Raw genomic sequence first — 18876 nt, 5'->3', positions numbered from 1 at the left:
CAACATCGCGTCCACGCAGGCGGGCGCCCGGCGGTACGCCCATCAGGCGCGATTTCAATCGCTCTTGCGCCGGCTGTAATCCGAACGACGAGGTGAGCACAATGACCTACGACCTGGTGATTCGCGGCGGCCGCGTCATCACGGCCACGCACGAACTGACCGCCGATGTGGCGATTGACGGCGAGAAAATTGCAGCGATCGGGCGCGGGCTGCATGGCCGGCGCACCCTCGACGCAGACGGGCTGCTCGTCTTACCCGGCGCGGTGGATGGACACGTGCATTTGAACCTGCGCACCGCCTATGGCCGCACCGCCGACGATTTCTACCAGGGCACGGTGGCGGCCGCGTTTGGCGGCGTCACCAGCATCGTAGATTTCGTTGATCCCCGGCCCGATCAACCGCTGCCGGAGGCGCTGGCCGAGCGCCGCGGCGAGGCCGACGGCCGCGCGGTGATTGACTACGGCCTGCACATGACCCTGACCGGCCCCATGATTGCCACGCGTCCGGCGTGGCGCGACGAGGCGCCGCTGGTGCGCCGGGCTGGCTGCTACTCCTTCAAGCTCTACACCGCCTATCCCGGCTACTACCTGCCCGACGATGCGCTGCTGCAGGCGCTGGAAGCCGTGGCCGCGGTGGATGGGCTGGCGGTGGTTCATGCCGAAAACTGGCCGGTGATCCAAACCCTGACGCGGCGCTTCGTGGCGGCGGGGCAGGTGGAGCCCCGCTGGCATCCCCACAGCCGGCCCGCCATCACCGAAGGCGAAGCGGTGCAGCGTGTGCTGGCCCTGGCGCGGCTGACCGGCGCGCGCGTCCTCATCTTTCACATCTCCTGCGCGGAGGCCAGTCACGCCCTGGCCCTGGCGCGGGCGCAGGGGCAGGTGGCCTACGGTGAAACCTGCCCCCACTACCTGGTCCTGGACGATTCCGCCTATCTGCGCCCCCTGCCGGAGGCGCTGCGCTTCTTGTGCCAGCCGCCCATTCGCGGGCTGGATGAACAGCAGGCGCTGTGGCGGGCCGTGGCCGGCGGCGACCTGGACGTCATCTCCACCGATCACTGCCCGCACCCGGACGAGCAGAAACAGGCCGGCGCGACCGATTTCACGCGCACGGCCGGCGGCATCTCCGGCATCGAAACGCGGCTGGCGCTGCTGCACACCTTTGGCGTGCGCCGCGGCCTGCTCAGCCGTTCGCGCTGGGTCGAACTGTGCTGCACCGCGCCCGCGCGCATCTTCGGCCTGCCCGGCAAAGGCGAGATCCTCCCCGGCGCGGACGCCGACATCGTCCTCTTTGACCCCACGCGGCCGGTGACGCTCAGCGCGGCCGGTCTGCACTCGGCCATTCCCTACAGCCAGTACGAGGGCGTGCAAGTTACCGGCTACCCCGTGACCACCCTCAGCCGCGGCGAAGTCATCATCGCCGACGGCCAGTTCAGCGGCCGTCCCGGCCGTGGCCGCTTCTGCGTGAGATGAGGGGTTACCATGAACACCACCCTGCTGGATCAGATCATCGCCATCACCGAGGTCAGCGCCAAACACTGGCAGCCCTTCGACGCGACCTCGCCTGGCGGCATTCCGTTCGCCGGCTACCTCTGTCGCCAGGAGAGCGACAAATTGGGCATGCTGGCCGTCACCCGGTTGGGCGGCCAGGAGCGCCTGGAGTTCATCCCGGCCATGCCCAAAATCCACTATCCGTACATTCAAGATCGTGAGGGGCGCCTGCAGGTCAGCATCCCCGTACCGATCAACATCGTGGATGCGCGCTTCACGGTCAAGCTGGATGGCACCGCCATCATCTTCTACCCGCTGACCGATGCCCAGGGTCAGGTGCTCGAAGTCGTCGCCCGCACGCGCTTGCTGCCGATGTTGGCGCCCAGCCGTTGGGGCGACTGGCATGGGCTGCTCGCCGATGTCCTGCCCAACCGCGGCCCGGTGGAAGCCGCGGTGCGTGAACAGCATGTCGTGCTGGTCTTCGAACTGTGGGGCTATCGCAACCCGCACCTGGTGCGCTACGAGCAGCCGCTGGCGCTGACGCTGCACACCGCCATCCGCCACCGCAAGCCGGTCAGCCATCGCCGCCTGGCCGACATCGCGCAGCGCTACGGGCTGGCCCTGGCGCCCACGCTGGAGGCGGCCGCGCCCGATGCGGCCGGGCTGGCGGTCGCGTACCGCCGCTGGCAGGCGCGGCTGGAGACCGAGAATCAAGCCGCGGGCCAGGATGTGTTCGTGCAGGAGGGCGCGATCCTGGTGCTTTCGACGGTCGAAACGGCCACCTACTGGAAATGCAAACCGCCTTCGATCGAAGAGATTCACTGGCAGGCCGGTCAGCGCATCAGCAAAGAGATCGTGCGCCAGGCGCTGCTCAAGCTGCTGGAAAATGGCTACGACTTCGCCGCCGGCGGCGTGGAAGATCTGCAGGCAGCCCTGGAGGGCGATTTCGATCCTCAGCAGGTGGCCGCCGAGATCGAAATGATCAACCGCACCTACCTGGACTTCGTGATCGAGATCCAGCGTCAGGCCTGGCTGCGCAGCCTGGTGGACAGCTCCGGCCTGAACCCGCATGACCTGCCGGCCCTCATGCGCCACCTCGCGCCGCACTACCCGCGCAAGGAGATGGGCTGGGTCTACGCCACGGTCAAGACGTTGTATGGCGCAGGCTGAAGGTTGTTTTGCCTGGTGGGATCATCATTGCGCCACGGGGCGTCTGATGACTGCGTTGACACCTCTCCCCGTTCTATCCGAGGCAAGCGATGGACGTCACAAGTCTTGAAGACTCGTGACGTCCGTGTTTGTGTGATGCGATCTCAGTTGTTCGCGGCCTTGGGCGGTTGACCTTCGTAGGTTGGCGCCCGGTCCGGATCGTCCGCGGTCAGCGCGAACGGTATGTCAATCAGCCGCGCGTCGGGGCCGATCTCCTCCATCGCCTGGGCGGGGCAGGAGCCTGAGGTGCATTTGCGCACCAGCAGATTGTCCAGGTACGCACCCTCAGAATAGGTGATCGAGTAATCGGTGTAGAACTGCACAGCAACCCACACTTGCGGCCGGCCACGCAGGTCGCCGATGGTGTAGACGTTGGCAAGATCCAACACGCGGTCAATCCAGCCGTTGGAGTATCCACTGGTGCAGTTGCCGTACCAGTTGCTGCCATCTACCGAAGCGTAACGGCACACGTAATCGCAGCAGCTCTCGGAGTTCAGCCACAGTTTGAAACTCATGTTGGCGGCCGTGGCGCCAACCAGGCTGAACGGGCCATACGTCATCCATGAACGAGTGTAGTTGGCGTAGTAGCTGCCACAGCTCAAGGCCGCGCCATTGGCGCCGCCGCCAATGGCCCATCCGCTGTAGCTTCCAGCATAGGCCCGGCAGCCGCGCTTGGCCCAGTAGTACTCGCCATATCCGCTCAATCCGTCGAACACGCTCCAGGAGCCGGGGAAGCCGCCTTCGAAACTGGTATCCACAATGGTCGTCCAGCCCGGCGGCGCGGCATCTTGCCAGCCGTTCCAGCTCTGAAAATCACGGGCACGACCAAAGTTGAACAGGACCGGCAGTGCGCAGTAAGCGCAATTGCTGCCGCTCTGAATCGTGTGCCCGGCGCCTACCCAGGTGTCCTGCGTGGGCAGAAACGCCCGTACGGTGTTGTAGTCTCCCCACACGTTATCAGATGGTCGGGCGTTGCCGGTCTGTGCGGTGTAGTAGGTAAAACCGGGCGGCACGGCCGTGAAATCATCGGCGATGGCATAAGCAACGCTGGGGTTCATGTTGGAACCGGTGCTGGCATCGAAGACCAGGGCCAGGTCGCCGCGTTTGTTGGCGGCCGCGCTGGGATACAGAAAACAGATGTCGGGATTCCACAGATAGGGTCGGCCCTGGGCGCCGCTCAGCGGCGTCAGGTTGTTCTCGTAGATGGTGAATCCGTTGATGTAGGGCTGGCCGAAGCCGCTGCCCTGTTTGACGTTCCACCACCAACCCAACACCATGCGGCCCGGCTCCTTGTAATTGGAGTTGTGAAGCATGTAGCGGGCGCCGGTCAACAAACGATCGTCTGTGCGCGCCGCCCAATTGGCGTTGGTGCTGCCGCAGACGGCCTGGTTGCGTCCAGTGCGGCTCCAACTCGGCGCCGTGTACACAGTGCTGGTGGTGGATATCTGATCTTCGTACCATCGCCACACGCTGATGCGGTTGTAAGGTGCGGAAGTCGGCCAATTCGAGGCGAAGTACATGACATGATCCGCGCCCTGCACAGGCACCCAGGTGAACCAACTGGTAGTGGCAAGATAGTTGTAACTGAAACTGCTGCAGGCCCGCAGATTGTCGAGCGGAAAACGCAGCATCACGGTGCGCGTCCATTGGGGCGAGGACGAGTTGTCGAACATGTTGGTGGTGATGTACAGATAGTCCGCGCCCAATTGCAGATGCGGATAGTCCCACCACTGATTCGTCCACCCGCTATTGACGCCGGTCGGGTAAACATCATAGGCGCAGAAACTGCCGCCCCCGTCCGTGGAGACGCTGAGACGGAAGCGATTGACTCCGCTGCTGTTCCGGCTACCTTGCCGATACCAAAGCAGCATGTTGCGGCTTTCATCGTGCAGCGTCACCTGGTCGCAGCAGAAATCGCTCATGGTGGCCGCAGGGTTGATATAGGTCCAGCCCTGCCCGCCATTCGTGGAGCGTGCGGCAAACCAGTTGCCGGTGTAGAAAACGTTCTTGCCATTCTCCGCCACGCTGCTTTCCATGATGTTCGAGCGCGTGCCGCTGGGAAAGCCGCTGCCGAAGGTCACATTACGGTAGATTTGCGCATCGCCGGGCGCCAATGGCCCAGGCACATCCATCTTGTCGGCCGGCGCCGGGTTCGATTCGCTGCCCGCGACTGGCGCAGCAATCTCAAGACCTTCATCCTTTGACTCAATCACCGGGCCGGGCAGATGGGAATTCCCGGCCCAGGCGACCAAGGCCTCTTCCTGCTCTTTGGTCAACACCGGCATCTCAGCCTGCCAGTCCGGCGCCTCACTGACAGGCGCGGCCATCGCGGCCGCTTCGGTTTCTTGAACATCTTTGGTAAGACTGCGGTCGGCGGCATTGACCGAGAACCCCACGCTCGACAGGAGCACCACGATCAGCGCCAGGCGACCCAACGACCAACGTCTTGTGCGTGACATAAGACACCTCCTCTGAGTGTCAATCTACAAGCATCACAGGCGCCGAGGCGCAGGTTGCCTGCTCAGACTTTTAGGCGCGCAAAAAGGTTGTGCGGAAGCGAGAGAAACAGGTCTCTACTGATGCGGTCTTTCGACCACCCAGGTTGCTGCGGGCGGCGGGCCAGCCACGACGGTGTCCAGATTTCGATTGTCCAGCACTGCCGGCTGCGCCGCGTGCTGCCAGGCTGCCTGATACGACCACGGTCCACCATTGATATAACCACAGCCGGGGATGTAGAAGTTCGTCAGGCCGGTCGTGCCACTGCATGTGGTCGAGTTGCTGAAGGTGCCGTTAGCGTAAAAGGTGCCGGTGAAGGAAAACGCGTTGCCGGTAATCGGCTCCAGGGGCAAGTGCTTGATCTGATAATTGCCACAGCCTGGTACGCTGATATACACGGCAAAATCATCCACATAGGCCCGATCGCTGGTGACATAGAATTCGGTCGGTCCACGCGCTATTGCGCCAGAAACCCGGATTCGGACCGGCAAGCGGCGTGGGCGTCGGCGTCGCCGTCGGAGGCGCGGTTGGCGTGCGCGTTGGGGTACGCGTGGGCGTGCGCGTAGCGGTGGGCGGCGTTGTGGGAGTGCGCGTTGGCGTCGCCGTCGGAGGCGCGGTTGGCGTGCGCGCAGTGTGCGCGTGGGCGTGCGGTCAGCCTGGTGGGCGGCGTTGTGGGAGTGCGTTGGCGTTTTGGTTGGTGTGCGTGTGGCAGAAGGCCCTGGTGTTCGTGTTGGCGTCGAACTCACAACATGCGTAACCGTCGGGGTGGGGGTCTTGGTGGGCCTGGGTGTGCGTGTCGGCGGTACACCGGCCGTCGGGGTGCGGGTGGGGGTGCGGGTGGGGGTGACGCTGGATACTCGCGTGGCTGTCGGCGTGGGGGTTTTGGTGGGCTTGGGTGTGCGTGTAGGCGGCACACCGGCCGTCGCGGTACGGGTGGGGGTGCGCGTGGGGGTGACGCTGGATACCCGCGTGGCTGTCGGCGTGGGGGTCTTGGTGGGCCTCGGTGTGCGTGTAGGCGGCACACCGGCTGTCGCGGTGCGGGTGGGCGTCGGTAAAATCGTCGGGGTGCGGGTTGGTGTGCGCGTAGCGGTGAGCGTGATGCCTGCTGTGGGGGTGCGCGTAGGAGTTCGGGTTGGCGTCGGCGAGATCGTGGGGGTGCGCGTAGGAGTTCGGGTTAGCGTCGGCGTGTTGATGTGGGTGGGCTGGGAGTGGGTGTGGCGGATGGAGTGGCGTTGACACAGGTGTAGATGCGGACATCGTCAATGAACCATCCCCAATCGTCGTAGGCATTATCGCTGCCGATACGCCAACGAAAACGGATGCTTTGCCCGGCCAGCGAGGCCAACGTCAACCGGCTGGAGATGTAGCCATGGCTGTCGGCAAGGAATGCCTGCCGCCCGCCCAGGGGATTGCCGTAACCCGTGCCGATCGCTCCATCATAGCCGTTTACCTGAATGAAACTACCGGCATCGGTCCAAGTGGAACCACCGTTAATGCTGTATTCCAGGACGCCGCCATCATAATTGGCTCCTTCGAAGAAGTAGGCGTGGGCAAAGTGCAGATACGCATTGGGAGGCAACGAGACGCCCGATGCCATCGCCAGGTACGTATCCAGGATCACATTCGGATCGTATCCCCACGCAGAGTGAATCGGCGAATGAGCATTGCCGACAGGAACCGTCCATATGCTTGCGTTATTGGTTATCCAGTTCGTGAGAGCGCCTTCGAAATCATCGAAGTAAGTGGTATTGGGTACCTGGCCTGCTTGCGGGCAGAGGGCCGCGTCGGTATTGTAGCCGGACACGGGCTCCAGGTTCATTTCTACGGCATCGGTCGCATCACGAACTTCCTGGCAGTCGGCCGGTGTGATACCGGCCGTCCCGACCAGACTAAGGCAGGCCTGGTACAGCAAGTTGTACAGATCGCCATAGTCACCACCGGAGGCCAAGCGGTTAGTCTGCACATCGTAGTAGATTTTGGCCACCTTGGTGATGCCGAGAGCCGTGACGGTTCGACCATTGAATGAGCCTCCATCGGTCATGAGAAAGACGGCCTTATTGTTGACGCCGCTGTTATAGTGAACGCCCCCGTTATCACCAGTGCCGGTATAGTAATAGACACTGGTCATCTTATCCGGGTCTTGAAAGGCGGGGGGATTTTGCATATTGCGGATGGCGCCACCGCCGCCAATATCTTCACCCAACAGCCAGCGCACCGGCGCCGTGTCGTTACCGGCGCCATTGGTAAGATCAACGAACTCGCCCCACAGATCAGAGAAGGACTCATTGATGGCGCCGGATTGGTAGTAGTAAAAGAGGCCGGATTCATACTGGGTCACACCGTGCGTCAATTCGTGTGCAACCACGTCGTCGGCCAGTGCATAACCGACGGCGTCACCATACACCATCTGGCTTCCATTCCAGAACGCGTTGTTGTATGGGCATGCGCCCTGGCCGGTCGGCGGGCAATAATGGACACTGGAGATCAGCGACATGCCGGCGCCATTGATGCTATCCCGACCGTGGTAGCTTGTATAGAAGTCATACGTGTGCCCGGCATACACATGAGCGCCCACCGCATGCGTATCGCCTCCGCTGCACGTAGGATTGGACTCGTTGCACACCAGGGTTCCTGGTAGCGTCGAGCTGTGATTGGTCGTGTAAGTCAGGCGGTTGCGCGCGGTGTCCACCTGGTTGAAATGGAGCAGCACGATTCCACGCTGGGCATCCACCAACACCAATTCTCGGATCGGCGCCAAGTCGTGAGTTGTCACCTCCAATTGCCAGACCAGAGATGTCATACCATTTCCGGGCGCCATGAGCATCGGATTGTAAATCCACAACGTTGGCGTGATCGTCACGAAGGTGTCCGTGGGCAAGCCATATTCCTTGCCCAGGATGCCGAACGCCTTCGCGCGGGCCGCGTCAGCACTGATCGCAGGTTCTAATGACACCGCCGGTCCCGGCAGGATTTCGCCGCTGACCGAGTAGACATGGCTCTCTGCGTCCAACTCGACGATGATCTCTCCGGCCAGGATCGGAATGCCGGCATGAACTTGCTGAAAGCGTACAAAGGAACGGCCCGTCTCGCTTGTACGCACGTGCCTGACATGCAGTTCTTGAGCCGGATCACTCAGGCCAAACAACGTGCCGTACTGTTGCAGGAAGGTGAGCGCGGCAGCCACAGGCTCCACGATGACCTGGCCGTCAGGTGCGGCAGTCAGAAAATGAGCGGGATCGGTCCCGATAAACCGCAAGTAGCCGGTTTGCGGGTGTATGTCCAGCCGGATGGTACCGTCGGTTTGACGTTGCAGTTGCTCGACCAGCAGCGGATCGAGGGATGCAGGCGCCTGGACATACCCAGGCCACTGCGGCCGATCGGGCGGTGGAGCCTCCGGAACAGGCAGGCCCGGTTCGACAGTGCCATCGTCAGCCCAGGCAACCGGCGGGGCGCCTGGGGCGACAAAATTCCGCGGATAGGGGGAGAGTACAAACACCAGCGTAAGGACAACAGTCAGAATCACAGAATGGGTTTTCATCGCAATCTCCTTTTGATAGAACAAATCACGAAGGGTTCGTAAGAGAATGAGTTCCCGCATTTTGCCGAGAAAACGCTGAGACACGAGAAGTCATATTTTCACGAACCCTAAACACACACGGTGACCACCCCACGGATCAGTTCTTGGGTGGCAATTCTCTCGGCGTGATGAGGCGGACGCCCTCGCCGATTGTGGCCTCAGCCGGAATTTCGATCAGCTCCGGCACGTTGCCTGCGCCGGGGTCAGGGTTGACGCCGGCGCAGGTGGCGGCGGTGCATTTGCGCACCAGTACATTGTCCACGTACGCGCCCTCAGCGTAGTTGATCGAGGAGTCCGTATCAAAGATCAGGGCAATCCACACCTGGGGTCGTCCACGCAAGTCGCCCAGGGTATAGACATTCGACAGATCTAACACACGGTCAATCCAGCCCCCGGAATTGCCTGTCGTGCATGAACCATAGAACTGCGAGCCATTGACGGATGCCATGCGGCACAGCGCATCATAGTTGTTTTCAACATACAACCAGAGCTTGAATGTCAACTCGGCGGCTGTGGCATCGGCCAGGCTGAAGGGGCCGAAGATCATCCAGGCTTCAGCATTGTTGGGATAGTTGCTGCCACAGGCCAATGCGGAGCTGCCGATGGCCCAGCCACTGTTGGCGCCCTGATAAGGACGACAGTTGCGCGCCCCCCAGGTGGGGTTGCCGCTAAGCTGCCAGGCGCCGGGGAAACCGCTCTCGAAACTGGTGTAGTTCAGGTTGGTCCAACTGCCGGATGACGATGTTGGGGTTGGGGTAGGCGTGCGGGTTGGCGTCGGTCCGACCGGGGTAGGCGTGCGGGTCGGCGTCGGTCCCGTAGGTGTTGATGTGGGGGTGTTGGTTGGCGTGACCGATCCATCCACCTGGAAACTGACATCGTCAATGAAGAAACTGGTCAAGATCGTCGCGTTGGTGACCACGCGGAAGCGCACGCGCACGGTGCGTCCGCGGATGGCGCTGATCTGTTCGCCGGTCAGGGCGTAGCTGGCAAATCGCCACCCATTGGTGGGCGGCACCGCTTCGATGAGGAACGCCTCGACGTAGTGATGCCCGGTGTTGGGATCGAGCAGTTGCAGGGTGAAGTAGTCGCGACCGGTTGCGGTTTCGCTGCTCTGCGACCAGTACCAGAAACTCAAGACGCCGCTGGACAGGTTCGTTGGAATCGTCACGTTCTGGAATAACTGGTCATCGGCGTTGTGATAGCCGCCCAGCCAGGCCAGGTAGCGGCCGCTGTGCGTGGTGATGCCGGAGGGCGGCGGCTGAATCACCGGCACACCCGCTTGCGTGGTCTCCGTCCAGTCGGTGTGGTACTGCTCGAAGTCGCCGTTGACCAGCAGTTCCGTGACGGGTGGCGATGTGGGCGTCCGGGTTGGCGTCCGGGTCGGGGTTTGCGTGATCGTCGGCGTGATCGTCGGCGTCGGTGTTTTGGTCGGCGTCGGTGTTTTGGTCGGTGTCGGGGTTGGGGTTGATGTCGGCGTCCAGGTTGGTGTTGGTGTCGGGGTTGGGGTTGGGGTCAGGAAGATGGGAATGGGGACGTTGAGACCCCAGGCGATCGTGCCGGATTTCTGCAATTGCCGGCTGCCAACGGTCAACTGGAGAGTGAAGGGCGTGCCGCGCGTCGCGCCGGCCGCCTGTTTGAGGCGGATGTCCACGCGGCCGCTAGGATCGCCCAGGTTCACGGTCAGATTCGTGCTGCCATTGGCAAAGCGCGCCGGCCCGTTCAGTTGGGCAGTCAGCGCGGCGGGTAAGGTCACATTACCGTACGCCACGCCAATCGTTGTACCGCCAGGTGGCAGCAGGAGCACCTGCGCCGGCCACTCCCAGCTCAGCCAAGCGCCGGTCGGGGTGCGGGTGGGCGTGACGGTCGGGGTGGGCGTGTACGTCGAAGTCGGCGTGCGTGGGGGTAGGGGTGCGGGTGGGTGTGACGGTAGGCGTTGGTGTGCGGGTGGGGGTAGGGGTAATCGTCGGTGTATCTGTGGGGGTGGGGGTATTCTCAGGAGTTGGCGTATTGGTTGGCCGAATGCCGGTCGGAATCTCGATGTGCGCGTTTATATCTCCACCAATGTAGGCGCCACCGTAAGCGCCGCCGGTATAGCTTAGACGGAAAGTCAGCCTGTCTCCGGCCTGGGCATTAGGATCAATACTGCTGACTTCACCCACGTAGCGCCCCGAGCCCACGTGCATCCCAGGTCGACGTGCGCCAGGGTGGTGACGCTGCCCGAGTGGTTCAGAACCAAATCGGCATCGTAACAACTCGGAAGCTGGTTGGGAAACAAGGTATAGACGGTTACATCCATCCAGAAGTTTGGCTCCGTGATATCTCCGATAAGCGTGTATGTCCACTCACGTGTTGGCCAGGCCGGACGAATTGGAATGTCGCTGGTGTTTGCCTGCGGCGATGTTTGCAGCGTGTAATTCTCATGCAAGTACAGTCTAGTAATATATTCTGGCGGGTAGGTTGGCGTGTGCGAGGGTGTGATCGTTGTCGGCTGGCACTGATAGATATTGCCGTCATCGAGCCACCAGCCCCAATGATAATCATAGCGGTCCGTTCCCATGCGCCAGCGGAAACGCACATTGCGCCCGGCCAATGAGGCAAGATTCAGGCGACTCGTAATATATCCATGACTGTCCGCGGTAAACGCAGACCGTCCTCCGATCGGATTTCCAAAATATGACGACAGCGTACCTTTATAGCCGTTGTAGTCTATCAACCCGCCCGCATCCAACCAGGATGATCCATTGTCGGTGCTGTACTCAATAACACCACCGTCGTAGTAGTGATCCAATCCATAGGCGTGGGCAAAGCGCAGGTAAGCGCCAGTCGGAAGCGTCACACTGTTAATCATCGTTGCGTAGGAGTCAGACACAGCCGCTGGGTAGTCGTCAGCATAGAGGAAATGACCGCCAGAATGAGCATAGGCGCCGTAGGATGAGTCGTAGCGCCAACGTCCCGTGCCACTGAGCGCGCCGAACTGCCAGTTGCTCGGTCCGTTTTCCAGGTCGTCTGCGAAGAGCACCGTGTGCGGTTGGCTTCCGTCACACCACGGCGCATCAGAATTGAAGTTGGGCAGCGGCTGCAGGTTCATCTCGACGGCGTTCGCTGCCAGGCGAACCTGCTGGCAGTCGCCGGCTGTTATCCCAGCCGTTCCTATCAGGTTGTTGCACGCCTGGTAAAGCGCATCGTACAAATCGGCATAGTCAGCGCCGGACACCAGGAGGTGGGTTTGAACTTCATAGTAGATTTTAGCCACCTTGACAATGCCCAGCCCACGCACACTGAAACTATTGAAGCCTCCCCCGTCCGTCATCAGGTAGGCCGCCTTGTTATTGATGCCGCTGTTGGTATGGACACCGCCGTTGTCGGAATCGCTCAAAACATAGTAGTGACTGCGCATGCGATCGGGATCCCCATAAGCAGGTGGGTTCTGCATGTTGCGGATCGCGCCCAACCCTGTAATGTCCTCCCCCAAGAGCCAACGCACAGCGGGTGTATCATTGCCAGCGTTGTTGGTCAGGTCCACGAACTCACCCCAGAGGTCGGAGAACGATTCATTGATCGCGCCAGATTGGTAGTAGTAGAAAAGGTCGGATTCATGTTCGGTGACGCCATGCGTTAGTTCATGGGCCACTACGTCATCGGCCAGCGGGAAGCCGTAGCCATCGCCATACACCATTTGGCTGCCATTCCAGAAGGCGTTTTGGTAACCAGATCTATAGTGTACAGTTGATTTGAGCGTCATCCCGGCGCCATCCATGCTGTCACGGTTGTGGTTGTTGAAGTAGAAATTGTAGGTATCGCCGGCATAGCGATGTGCAGCAACCGCATGGGCATCTCCACCGCTGCAGGTGGGGTTCGACTCATTGCACACCAGGGTTCCGGGCAGGGTCGTACCGTTGTTGGCCGTGTAGGTCTGACGATTGAGAGCGGCGTCAACCTGATTGAAATGCAGCACGACGCCGCCGCGGCGTGCGTCAACCAACACCAGCTCTCGAATCGGCGCCAATTCCTGCGCTGTAATCTCCAGGCGCCAGACCAGGGATGTGAAGCCGCTGCCTGGACCAAGCAAGGTGGGGTTGTAGACCCATAGAGCCGGAGTGGTGCTGGTCAATGTTGTTGTTGGAACAACATAGGCTCTTGCAATCACTTCCAGGGCTTGCTGTTGCGCAAGATCGAGTTCGAAGGTCGGGGTGATCGCCAGGGCAGGCACAGGCAGGATCTCACCGGTCACGGCTGCGGTGTGCAGATCGGCGGTGAGTTGGACGATCAACTCACCGCCCAAAACCGGCACTCCTTGATATACCTGCTGAAAATGCACGAATTGAAAGCCAGCCTCATCTGGGGTCAGGCGTAACAGGCTCAAGTCTTGTGATTGATCAGTCAGGCCAAACAGGTCGCCAAAAACGGTCAAGAACGAGCGCGCCGCTTGTTCAGGCGTGGTGGGGGCTGCTCCCAGATCGAGTGGGGGAATGGCGTGCCCTGGGGTCACGCTCATGAAGCGAACCCGGCCGGTCTGGGCATGATAGGAAATCGTCGGATCGTCTCCGGCCAGGTCATGCAGCTGCTGCAGCAACTCCTGGTTCACCCAAATGGGTAAAACCTCCTCGACGACCAGGTTTCCGTCAGTCTGTCCAGGGGGAGTTCCATTCTGTGCATGAACACCCCATCCTACCCCCAGACTGACGATCAGGATCAGTAAGATTGACACGAACCATCGCGGTTGCATAGTTGCTCCTTTCATATCGTTCCTGCTATGTCTGATTTGCCCCTCGGCATGAACCTGGCTCATTCCCGCAACCCAATCGTAAACAGGTTGGCGTGCAATTGACAGGCAGCCGTAGCGGGTGCTGAATATTTCTCGCTTCCCCACCGTTCATGACCCGAACGGCTGCCTGTGGGCTGGCTGATTGCTGGCGCCGGTTATGGGTTGCCAGTCTGCGCGCCGTTCATGCCGGTCAAGGTATTGGTATAGCCTGACCAGTCATTGAAAACCATCGTGCCGGCCGCCTCGTCGAAATGCCACAGAGCCCGGGTAGACGCATCACTGGCAAATCGTGCGCCAGGCACCGTGTACGTGGCGTTGCTGTAGCGCACTACACTTGAAAGACGGATCTCTTCCAACCAACGTGTGAAGTAGCCACCGGCGACACCCCCGCCCACCAATACCGGACTGGTTGAATTGTATGCGCCCGAAACAAGGTCGTAACCTGTCTGGTCGGCGATGCGAGTGCCATCCAGGAATATCATGAAGCGATCGCTTGCCGCGGTGTATTCGTTGTCAAACACGCCGGCAATGTGATGCCAACCGGCGCCGATGTTCAACAAGGCGAGCACCTGGACATAGTTGACGGGATCGGCGTCGACCTGGAATGCAACCACATCTAGCTCTGTCGAGCGCAGGCTGAGATAGAGACCGTAGTTGTCGTTCTTGATCACGAGTACTCTCGCGCCCGTGAGCGACGTATCAGGCAAATAGAAGAACCCCTCCAATGTAAAATCAGCCACGCTACCGCCCAAATCGAGTGAGGCGCTGTCTGGCGCGGTGGCGTAATCGTTCACACCATCCAGGTAGAGTGCCGAGGCGAAAAGTGGCTTGGGCGTGGGAGTCGGCGTCGCTGTCGGGGTGCGTGTAGGCGTAGGTGTACGCGTTGGCGTGTTTGTTGGGGTCGGGGTAGCGCCGCCACCGCACGTGTGCCCAAACTGAGCATTGGCTGACATCACATCAACCATGTCTACCCTTCCATCCTGGTTCATGTCAAATCGATAGTCCCAATTGGCGCCGCCGCTGACCGTTCGCCAATGGTTGGCGAATGCCTGAATATCCTCCACACCGACGCCGGCTGGCGCCACGACGTCAGGGCACAGACCGGTGAGATTGAGAGAGACATCGTCAATCGTGAACCCGTTGTAGGTGTTACTGCTGTCGCTCGCCATCAGAAACGCCACCCAAACCTGGCTTTGGCCCAGGCGGCTGGTCAGGTCGAGCGTTTGCTGGTAATAGCTATTGCCCGCCGTGCCGGCGGCCCAGCTACCGCAGTAGGCAGTACCACCGCCAAAATTCGCACCATCAATAGACGACCCCACAAACAGGTAATCATAAGGGCAGTTGGTGCCTCCCTCTGATTGTCCCCACAGATGAAAGGCGAGGTTCGCGCCCGTGGCGTTGCTCAAGCTAAAGGGGCTGTAGAGGGCCCAGGTGTATACGTAGTTCGGATAGTTCGCACTGCAGCCCAGGGCGCTGCCCTGCGCGCCGCCGCCGACCGACCAGCCGGCTGGGGGCAGTTGCAGCCCTCCTGGGGTCACCAGGGCCTGGGTAACGTTCTCGACGATCACGGCCTCGCTGCTGTCAAGCACGGCGGGTTTGGTGGGCTGGGACTCCTGCGCCGGTGGCGTGGCAACCGCCAAATGGGCCGTGAGCGCCAGGATGGCGAGCAAGAGGCATCCAACTATGATGAGTAGTTTGCGGGTTGACATGAGACCCTCCTTTTCCTACTGGCAGGACAGAGAACAAATCTGTCCGCGGGCATAAACGCTTGTATCTCTATTCTACCTGCTTTTGGCCGCCCGAGACTGCACACATACTGCACAAAAACTGCATAGGGGGTCACTGCAGCCGAATCCGGTCAAGGTACTCATCGTCTGGATTCGGATCCCACTGATTGCTCCCGGCATAGGTGCGCCGCAGCTCGATGCGTAGACCGGCGACATGAGTCCAGTCGAAGCCAGCTTCATGCCGCAGCGGAATGAAGTATTCCAACCAGGCGTCGTTTTCGACGATCGTGCGCCAGCCGCCTCCGGCCAGGGTAAGTACTGATCGTTGTCGCGGTGGATGACGAGCGCGTTGCCGCTCGCATCCCGAATGGTCACGGTCAGGGAGGGACGGCCGCCGCGCAAGGTCTCGCCGCGTTTGGCGCAGTAGACCAGGTTGGTCTTGTCCTGCCAGTTACGCGGACGGTCGGCCCAGTCATTGATCACGGCCGCGCCGACCCAGGAGTTACCTTCGTCCGTGCCCCCCATGCGCAGGGCGAGGCTACCCTGGCACGCGCCTGCCGTCACGTCGAAGTGGTCGAGATCGTTGTGATCGCTATACCAGCCCACCAATCCATCCTCGAAGTCCTCGATCAAGCCGGTTGGGGTCGTTGGTGGTGTCGGAGTCCGCGTGAAGGTCGGCGTTGACGTTGGGGTGCGCGTCGGCGTTGGCGTCCAGGTCGGCGTGCGGGTCGGCGTTGGCGTCCAGGTTGGCGTGTGGGTTGGGGTGATCGTTGCGCAGCCGCCAGGCACGGGCACACTGCCGGTTGGACAGGCCGTCGGTGTGGAAGTCGGCGTCCAGGTTGGCGTGTTGGCCGGGGTAATCGTCGCAGCCGCCGGGCACAGGAACTGTATCGGTCGGACAGGCCGTCGGCGATAGTCGGCGTGGTCGGGCGTCATCGTCGGTGTCCGGGTTGGCGTAGGTGTGCGAGTCGCTGTCCAGGTTGGCGTCGGCGTGGGAGTTGGCGTCCAGGTTGGCGTCGGCGTGGGAGTTGGCGTCCAGGTTGGCGTCGGCGTTGCGGTCACGGGCGCCGGGCAGACCCGGAGTTCATCGGCCCAGGCGATGACGTGGCCGGGTTGCCGAGGCCAGTGTCGCAGGCGGATTTGTTTGACGTTGGAAAGATCGAGCACGCCATTCCCCTGGTGATCCCACGGATCGCGCCAGGTCATGGCCGCCAGCGGCACCGAAATCTCCTGCCACCCAGCGCTATCGGCCGTGATGGGGACGCCCCAGATTTCGTCATCGGCGTCTTGCAGGGCCAGGTACAGATCAGCGCTCTGGCCTGCTTGCGGTAGAAAAACCGCAGGCTCCTGGACGGCGCGCCAGTCACGATTGACCGGCTTTGCCACGAACCACCAGTCGTCAGGCTCGAAGGTGGTGCAGTCCAGTTTGATGGCCTGCCCGCGTTAGTGGCGTCCTGGGGAGTAGCTGCAGATGGCGCCATTGCCAAATTCGCCGTGCCAGTCACGAATATCCTCGAAGCCTTCGAGGGTCTGGCACGGGGGCGGATAAGCTCGCGCGGCCAGCGGCAGGAACTGCGTGGTGAAAGCCGTGTACCGAATCCAGTCGAGCGTCACGAACGTCGCGGCGCCGGGGTAGGTGAAGCGGCCGCACCAGTCATCCACCTCGGTGCATGCCCAATAGCTCGTCATGATGCGCATGGGCGTGGTTGGCAGGGGGGCCCGCGCCGATTTCCTCGTGCCGCAGGCGCCATCCACGTACCAGGCCAGCGCCTGGCCTTCCCCTCGATGGCGTAGGTATGAAACGCCGCCGCGGCGTCGAAGCCCAGGTCAATCCAGGTTTCGTGACCGCCGACGCCCTGTGTGAAGTAGTTGACCTGCAGGCGAGTCGGATCGCGCCCCAGGATTTCGATGTCTATCTCATCGTTTGGGTTGTTGTCGTTTGGTCCCGTGTAGGTGAAGAATGCCGTCACCGTGCCGGGGACATCCGAGGCCTGGTCCGCGCTTCGAAACGCCCGTACCCAACCAACGCATTGCTGCGATATTCTCCCGACGCATACGGTCGGTCTCGACAACCATCCGGGCAGGGGATTGTCATCCAGGCGAATCTGCAGCAGGCTGTCGGCCACGCTGATATGGTCAGGCAACCAGCAGTTCAAGAAGGGTAGTCGTGGATTGCACCAATCGGCCTTGTGCCAGCGGACTGTGTCAAAGGTGTTGAAATCATCAAAGAATGAGGGGGGTAGACGTGTTCAGGCGCATAGCACCGCGGCGGCCACGCCCACGACCAGAGTCAGGCCAAGAATAGCCAGGCCCAGAAGAAGTGAAAATCGTTGTTTGGATCATGATCGTCCCCCTATCGGTCACATTGCTCGCATTGTCACCTTTCCAGGAACCCGCCGGGCTGACTGAAAGGTTCACTTAGCGGAAGCGTGGGGCACGAACAGTTGAAATCCGGCTGTTTCTCTGCGATAAGAGATGGCTCAGAGTCCGGCTAAGGGCGCCATGAACGCTGGCGTCTACGCATCAGGAAATTCCTCATCGTATGCACTGTCATGGCCTGCGCCGACCGTGCACCCGCATAAACACCCGCTCGCACACCAGCCAGTCGGCCGGCCTTGAAGGAATTTTGCTTGCGCATCTGCTGCCCCGACCGGCGGCTGGCGGGAGGTATCCCTTCACCCCATGCCAGTGCCCGGCAGCACTGATCGCACCAGGCGTTCGCCGGTTCTGCAGGCCCACCAGGCCAGGGCCGCCTGCGCGCCAGGGCCATCTGCACGGGCAGGCCGGCGCGAGGGCGCGCGAATGTGGCTTGCGACATCGTTCATCTTCCTCCGAAGTCCGAATCAACTGACGATCTTGCTTTGCGCATTCTACATCCAACGGCGCACGTTCGGACTGCACACTGTCTGCACAAATACTGCGGGCTTCCTCGCAACCGGCAGGGACTGCGGCCGAAGTACGCTTGCTCCCTCTCCAACTGGTGTATAATTTTGCTAGCCACCGCAGGAGGAGTTTCGCCATGCCACGCTGGTTCAGTGTCGCCGGACCGTACGGTCGGACATATTCACTTATGCTATCTCCCCTGGCGCGTATCCCACGCTTGTGGCGGCTGGTCAACAACGTGGGGCTATTTTGTGATCCACTCGCGCCAGACGGGAAAACGACCGCCATGAATCGCCCTGGCGCGTGCATTGACCTGCCGGACGCTTCGCCGCCGTTCTGCTCTCAGGCGAAGTCGGCGCCGCGTTCAACAATGGCCCCGGCGCCGGAGGCTGGCGATCCCTGAACTCCTGGCGGCGAGCGGCGGCCTTCTTCACTGCCGTCCGGCTGCGTCCACCGCCCTGGCCCAACGCAGAGCCGGGCGCAGCAACGGCTGCGCTCGATGCCTGGGCTTAGGCATCGCCGCCCCTGGTCATCTGCATTGACGAAGGTGATGCGCTGCGGAGCAACGAAGCGCTGTTGCCGTTCTCGCCAGCTGCGTGAAGGCTACTTTCGCAGGCCAGAATTCTTTCCTGGTCCACGCCTGATTGGCCTGCGTGATGTTAGCGACTACAAGGTGGCGGGTGAGTGACGCCTGCACACCGCCAGTCCCTTCAACATCAAGACCGATTCATT

14 protein-coding genes are annotated in these 18876 nt (G+C 61.4%); 3 read left to right on the top strand and 11 right to left on the bottom strand.

Translation table 11 applies throughout. The features are described from left to right. Positions 1 to 101: 101 nt before the first annotated feature. Complete coding sequence (gene hydA, locus IPF85_RS26835; protein WP_343411121.1) at positions 102 to 1469, top strand: dihydropyrimidinase; 1368 nt, start codon at positions 102 to 104, stop codon at positions 1467 to 1469. 9 nt (positions 1470 to 1478) lie between these two features. Next, on the top strand, positions 1479 to 2657 hold the full coding sequence (locus IPF85_RS26830) for a hypothetical protein (protein ID WP_343411120.1): 1179 nt from the start codon (positions 1479 to 1481) through the stop codon (positions 2655 to 2657). Between the two features lie 143 nt (positions 2658 to 2800). Here the strand turns inward: IPF85_RS26830 and IPF85_RS26825 are convergent, their stop codons facing one another. Together IPF85_RS26825 and IPF85_RS26820 are read right to left on the bottom strand one after the other, a co-directional pair. Beyond that, entirely contained in the window at positions 2801 to 5155 is a 2355-nt protein-coding gene (locus IPF85_RS26825) for a hypothetical protein (protein WP_343411119.1), read from the bottom strand. A 114-nt stretch (positions 5156 to 5269) separates the two neighbouring features. Next, on the bottom strand, positions 5270 to 5683 hold the full coding sequence (locus IPF85_RS26820; protein WP_343411118.1) for a hypothetical protein: 414 nt from the start codon (positions 5681 to 5683) through the stop codon (positions 5270 to 5272). A 283-nt stretch (positions 5684 to 5966) separates the two neighbouring features. Between IPF85_RS26820 and IPF85_RS26815 the strand changes: the two genes are divergently transcribed. Further along, positions 5967 to 6428, top strand: coding sequence for a hypothetical protein (locus IPF85_RS26815; protein ID WP_343411117.1), 462 nt, complete (start codon positions 5967 to 5969; stop codon positions 6426 to 6428). On the opposite strand, the gene IPF85_RS26810 is transcribed toward IPF85_RS26815, so the two are convergent. The 9 genes from IPF85_RS26810 to IPF85_RS26770 form a co-directional block, all read right to left on the bottom strand. Continuing rightward, positions 6367 to 8730, bottom strand: coding sequence for a M4 family metallopeptidase (locus IPF85_RS26810; protein ID WP_343411116.1), 2364 nt, complete (start codon positions 8728 to 8730; stop codon positions 6367 to 6369). The genes IPF85_RS26815 and IPF85_RS26810 overlap by 62 nt on opposite strands. Before the next feature lie 136 nt (positions 8731 to 8866). Then, a complete protein-coding gene (locus IPF85_RS26805; protein WP_343411115.1) occupies positions 8867 to 10573 on the bottom strand; it encodes a hypothetical protein in 1707 nt (568 codons plus the stop codon). Beyond that, positions 10524 to 10928, bottom strand: a complete 405-nt coding sequence (locus IPF85_RS26800; protein ID WP_343411114.1) for a hypothetical protein — start codon at positions 10926 to 10928, stop codon at positions 10524 to 10526. Before IPF85_RS26800 ends, IPF85_RS26805 begins: the two co-directional genes overlap by 50 nt. Then, complete coding sequence (locus tag IPF85_RS26795) at positions 10877 to 13558, bottom strand: M4 family metallopeptidase (RefSeq protein ID WP_343411113.1); 2682 nt, start codon at positions 13556 to 13558, stop codon at positions 10877 to 10879. Before IPF85_RS26795 ends, IPF85_RS26800 begins: the two co-directional genes overlap by 52 nt. A 131-nt stretch (positions 13559 to 13689) precedes the next feature. Beyond that, positions 13690 to 15243: a LamG-like jellyroll fold domain-containing protein gene (locus IPF85_RS26790; protein ID WP_343411112.1), complete on the bottom strand. Its 1554-nt coding sequence runs from the start codon at positions 15241 to 15243 to the stop codon at positions 13690 to 13692. 72 nt (positions 15244 to 15315) lie between these two features. Beyond that, positions 15316 to 16647, bottom strand: a complete 1332-nt coding sequence (locus IPF85_RS26785; RefSeq protein WP_343411111.1) for a carbohydrate binding domain-containing protein — start codon at positions 16645 to 16647, stop codon at positions 15316 to 15318. Positions 16648 to 16704: 57 nt separating this feature from the next. Next, entirely contained in the window at positions 16705 to 16950 is a 246-nt protein-coding gene (locus IPF85_RS26780) for a hypothetical protein (RefSeq protein ID WP_343411110.1), read from the bottom strand. Then, positions 16947 to 17417, bottom strand: coding sequence for a family 16 glycosylhydrolase (locus IPF85_RS26775; RefSeq protein ID WP_343411109.1), 471 nt, complete (start codon positions 17415 to 17417; stop codon positions 16947 to 16949). The genes IPF85_RS26780 and IPF85_RS26775 overlap by 4 nt, the downstream gene beginning before the upstream one ends. Before the next feature lie 519 nt (positions 17418 to 17936). Beyond that, entirely contained in the window at positions 17937 to 18086 is a 150-nt protein-coding gene (locus tag IPF85_RS26770) for a hypothetical protein (RefSeq protein WP_343411108.1), read from the bottom strand. Positions 18087 to 18876: the final 790 nt, after the last annotated feature.

This window comes from Candidatus Amarolinea dominans, from assembly GCF_016704685.1.
Taxonomy (GTDB): domain Bacteria; phylum Chloroflexota; class Anaerolineae; order SSC4; family Amarolineaceae; genus Amarolinea; species Amarolinea dominans.
Note: the sequence above shows the minus strand (reverse complement) of the source record. Positions and strands in the feature narration are given on the sequence as shown.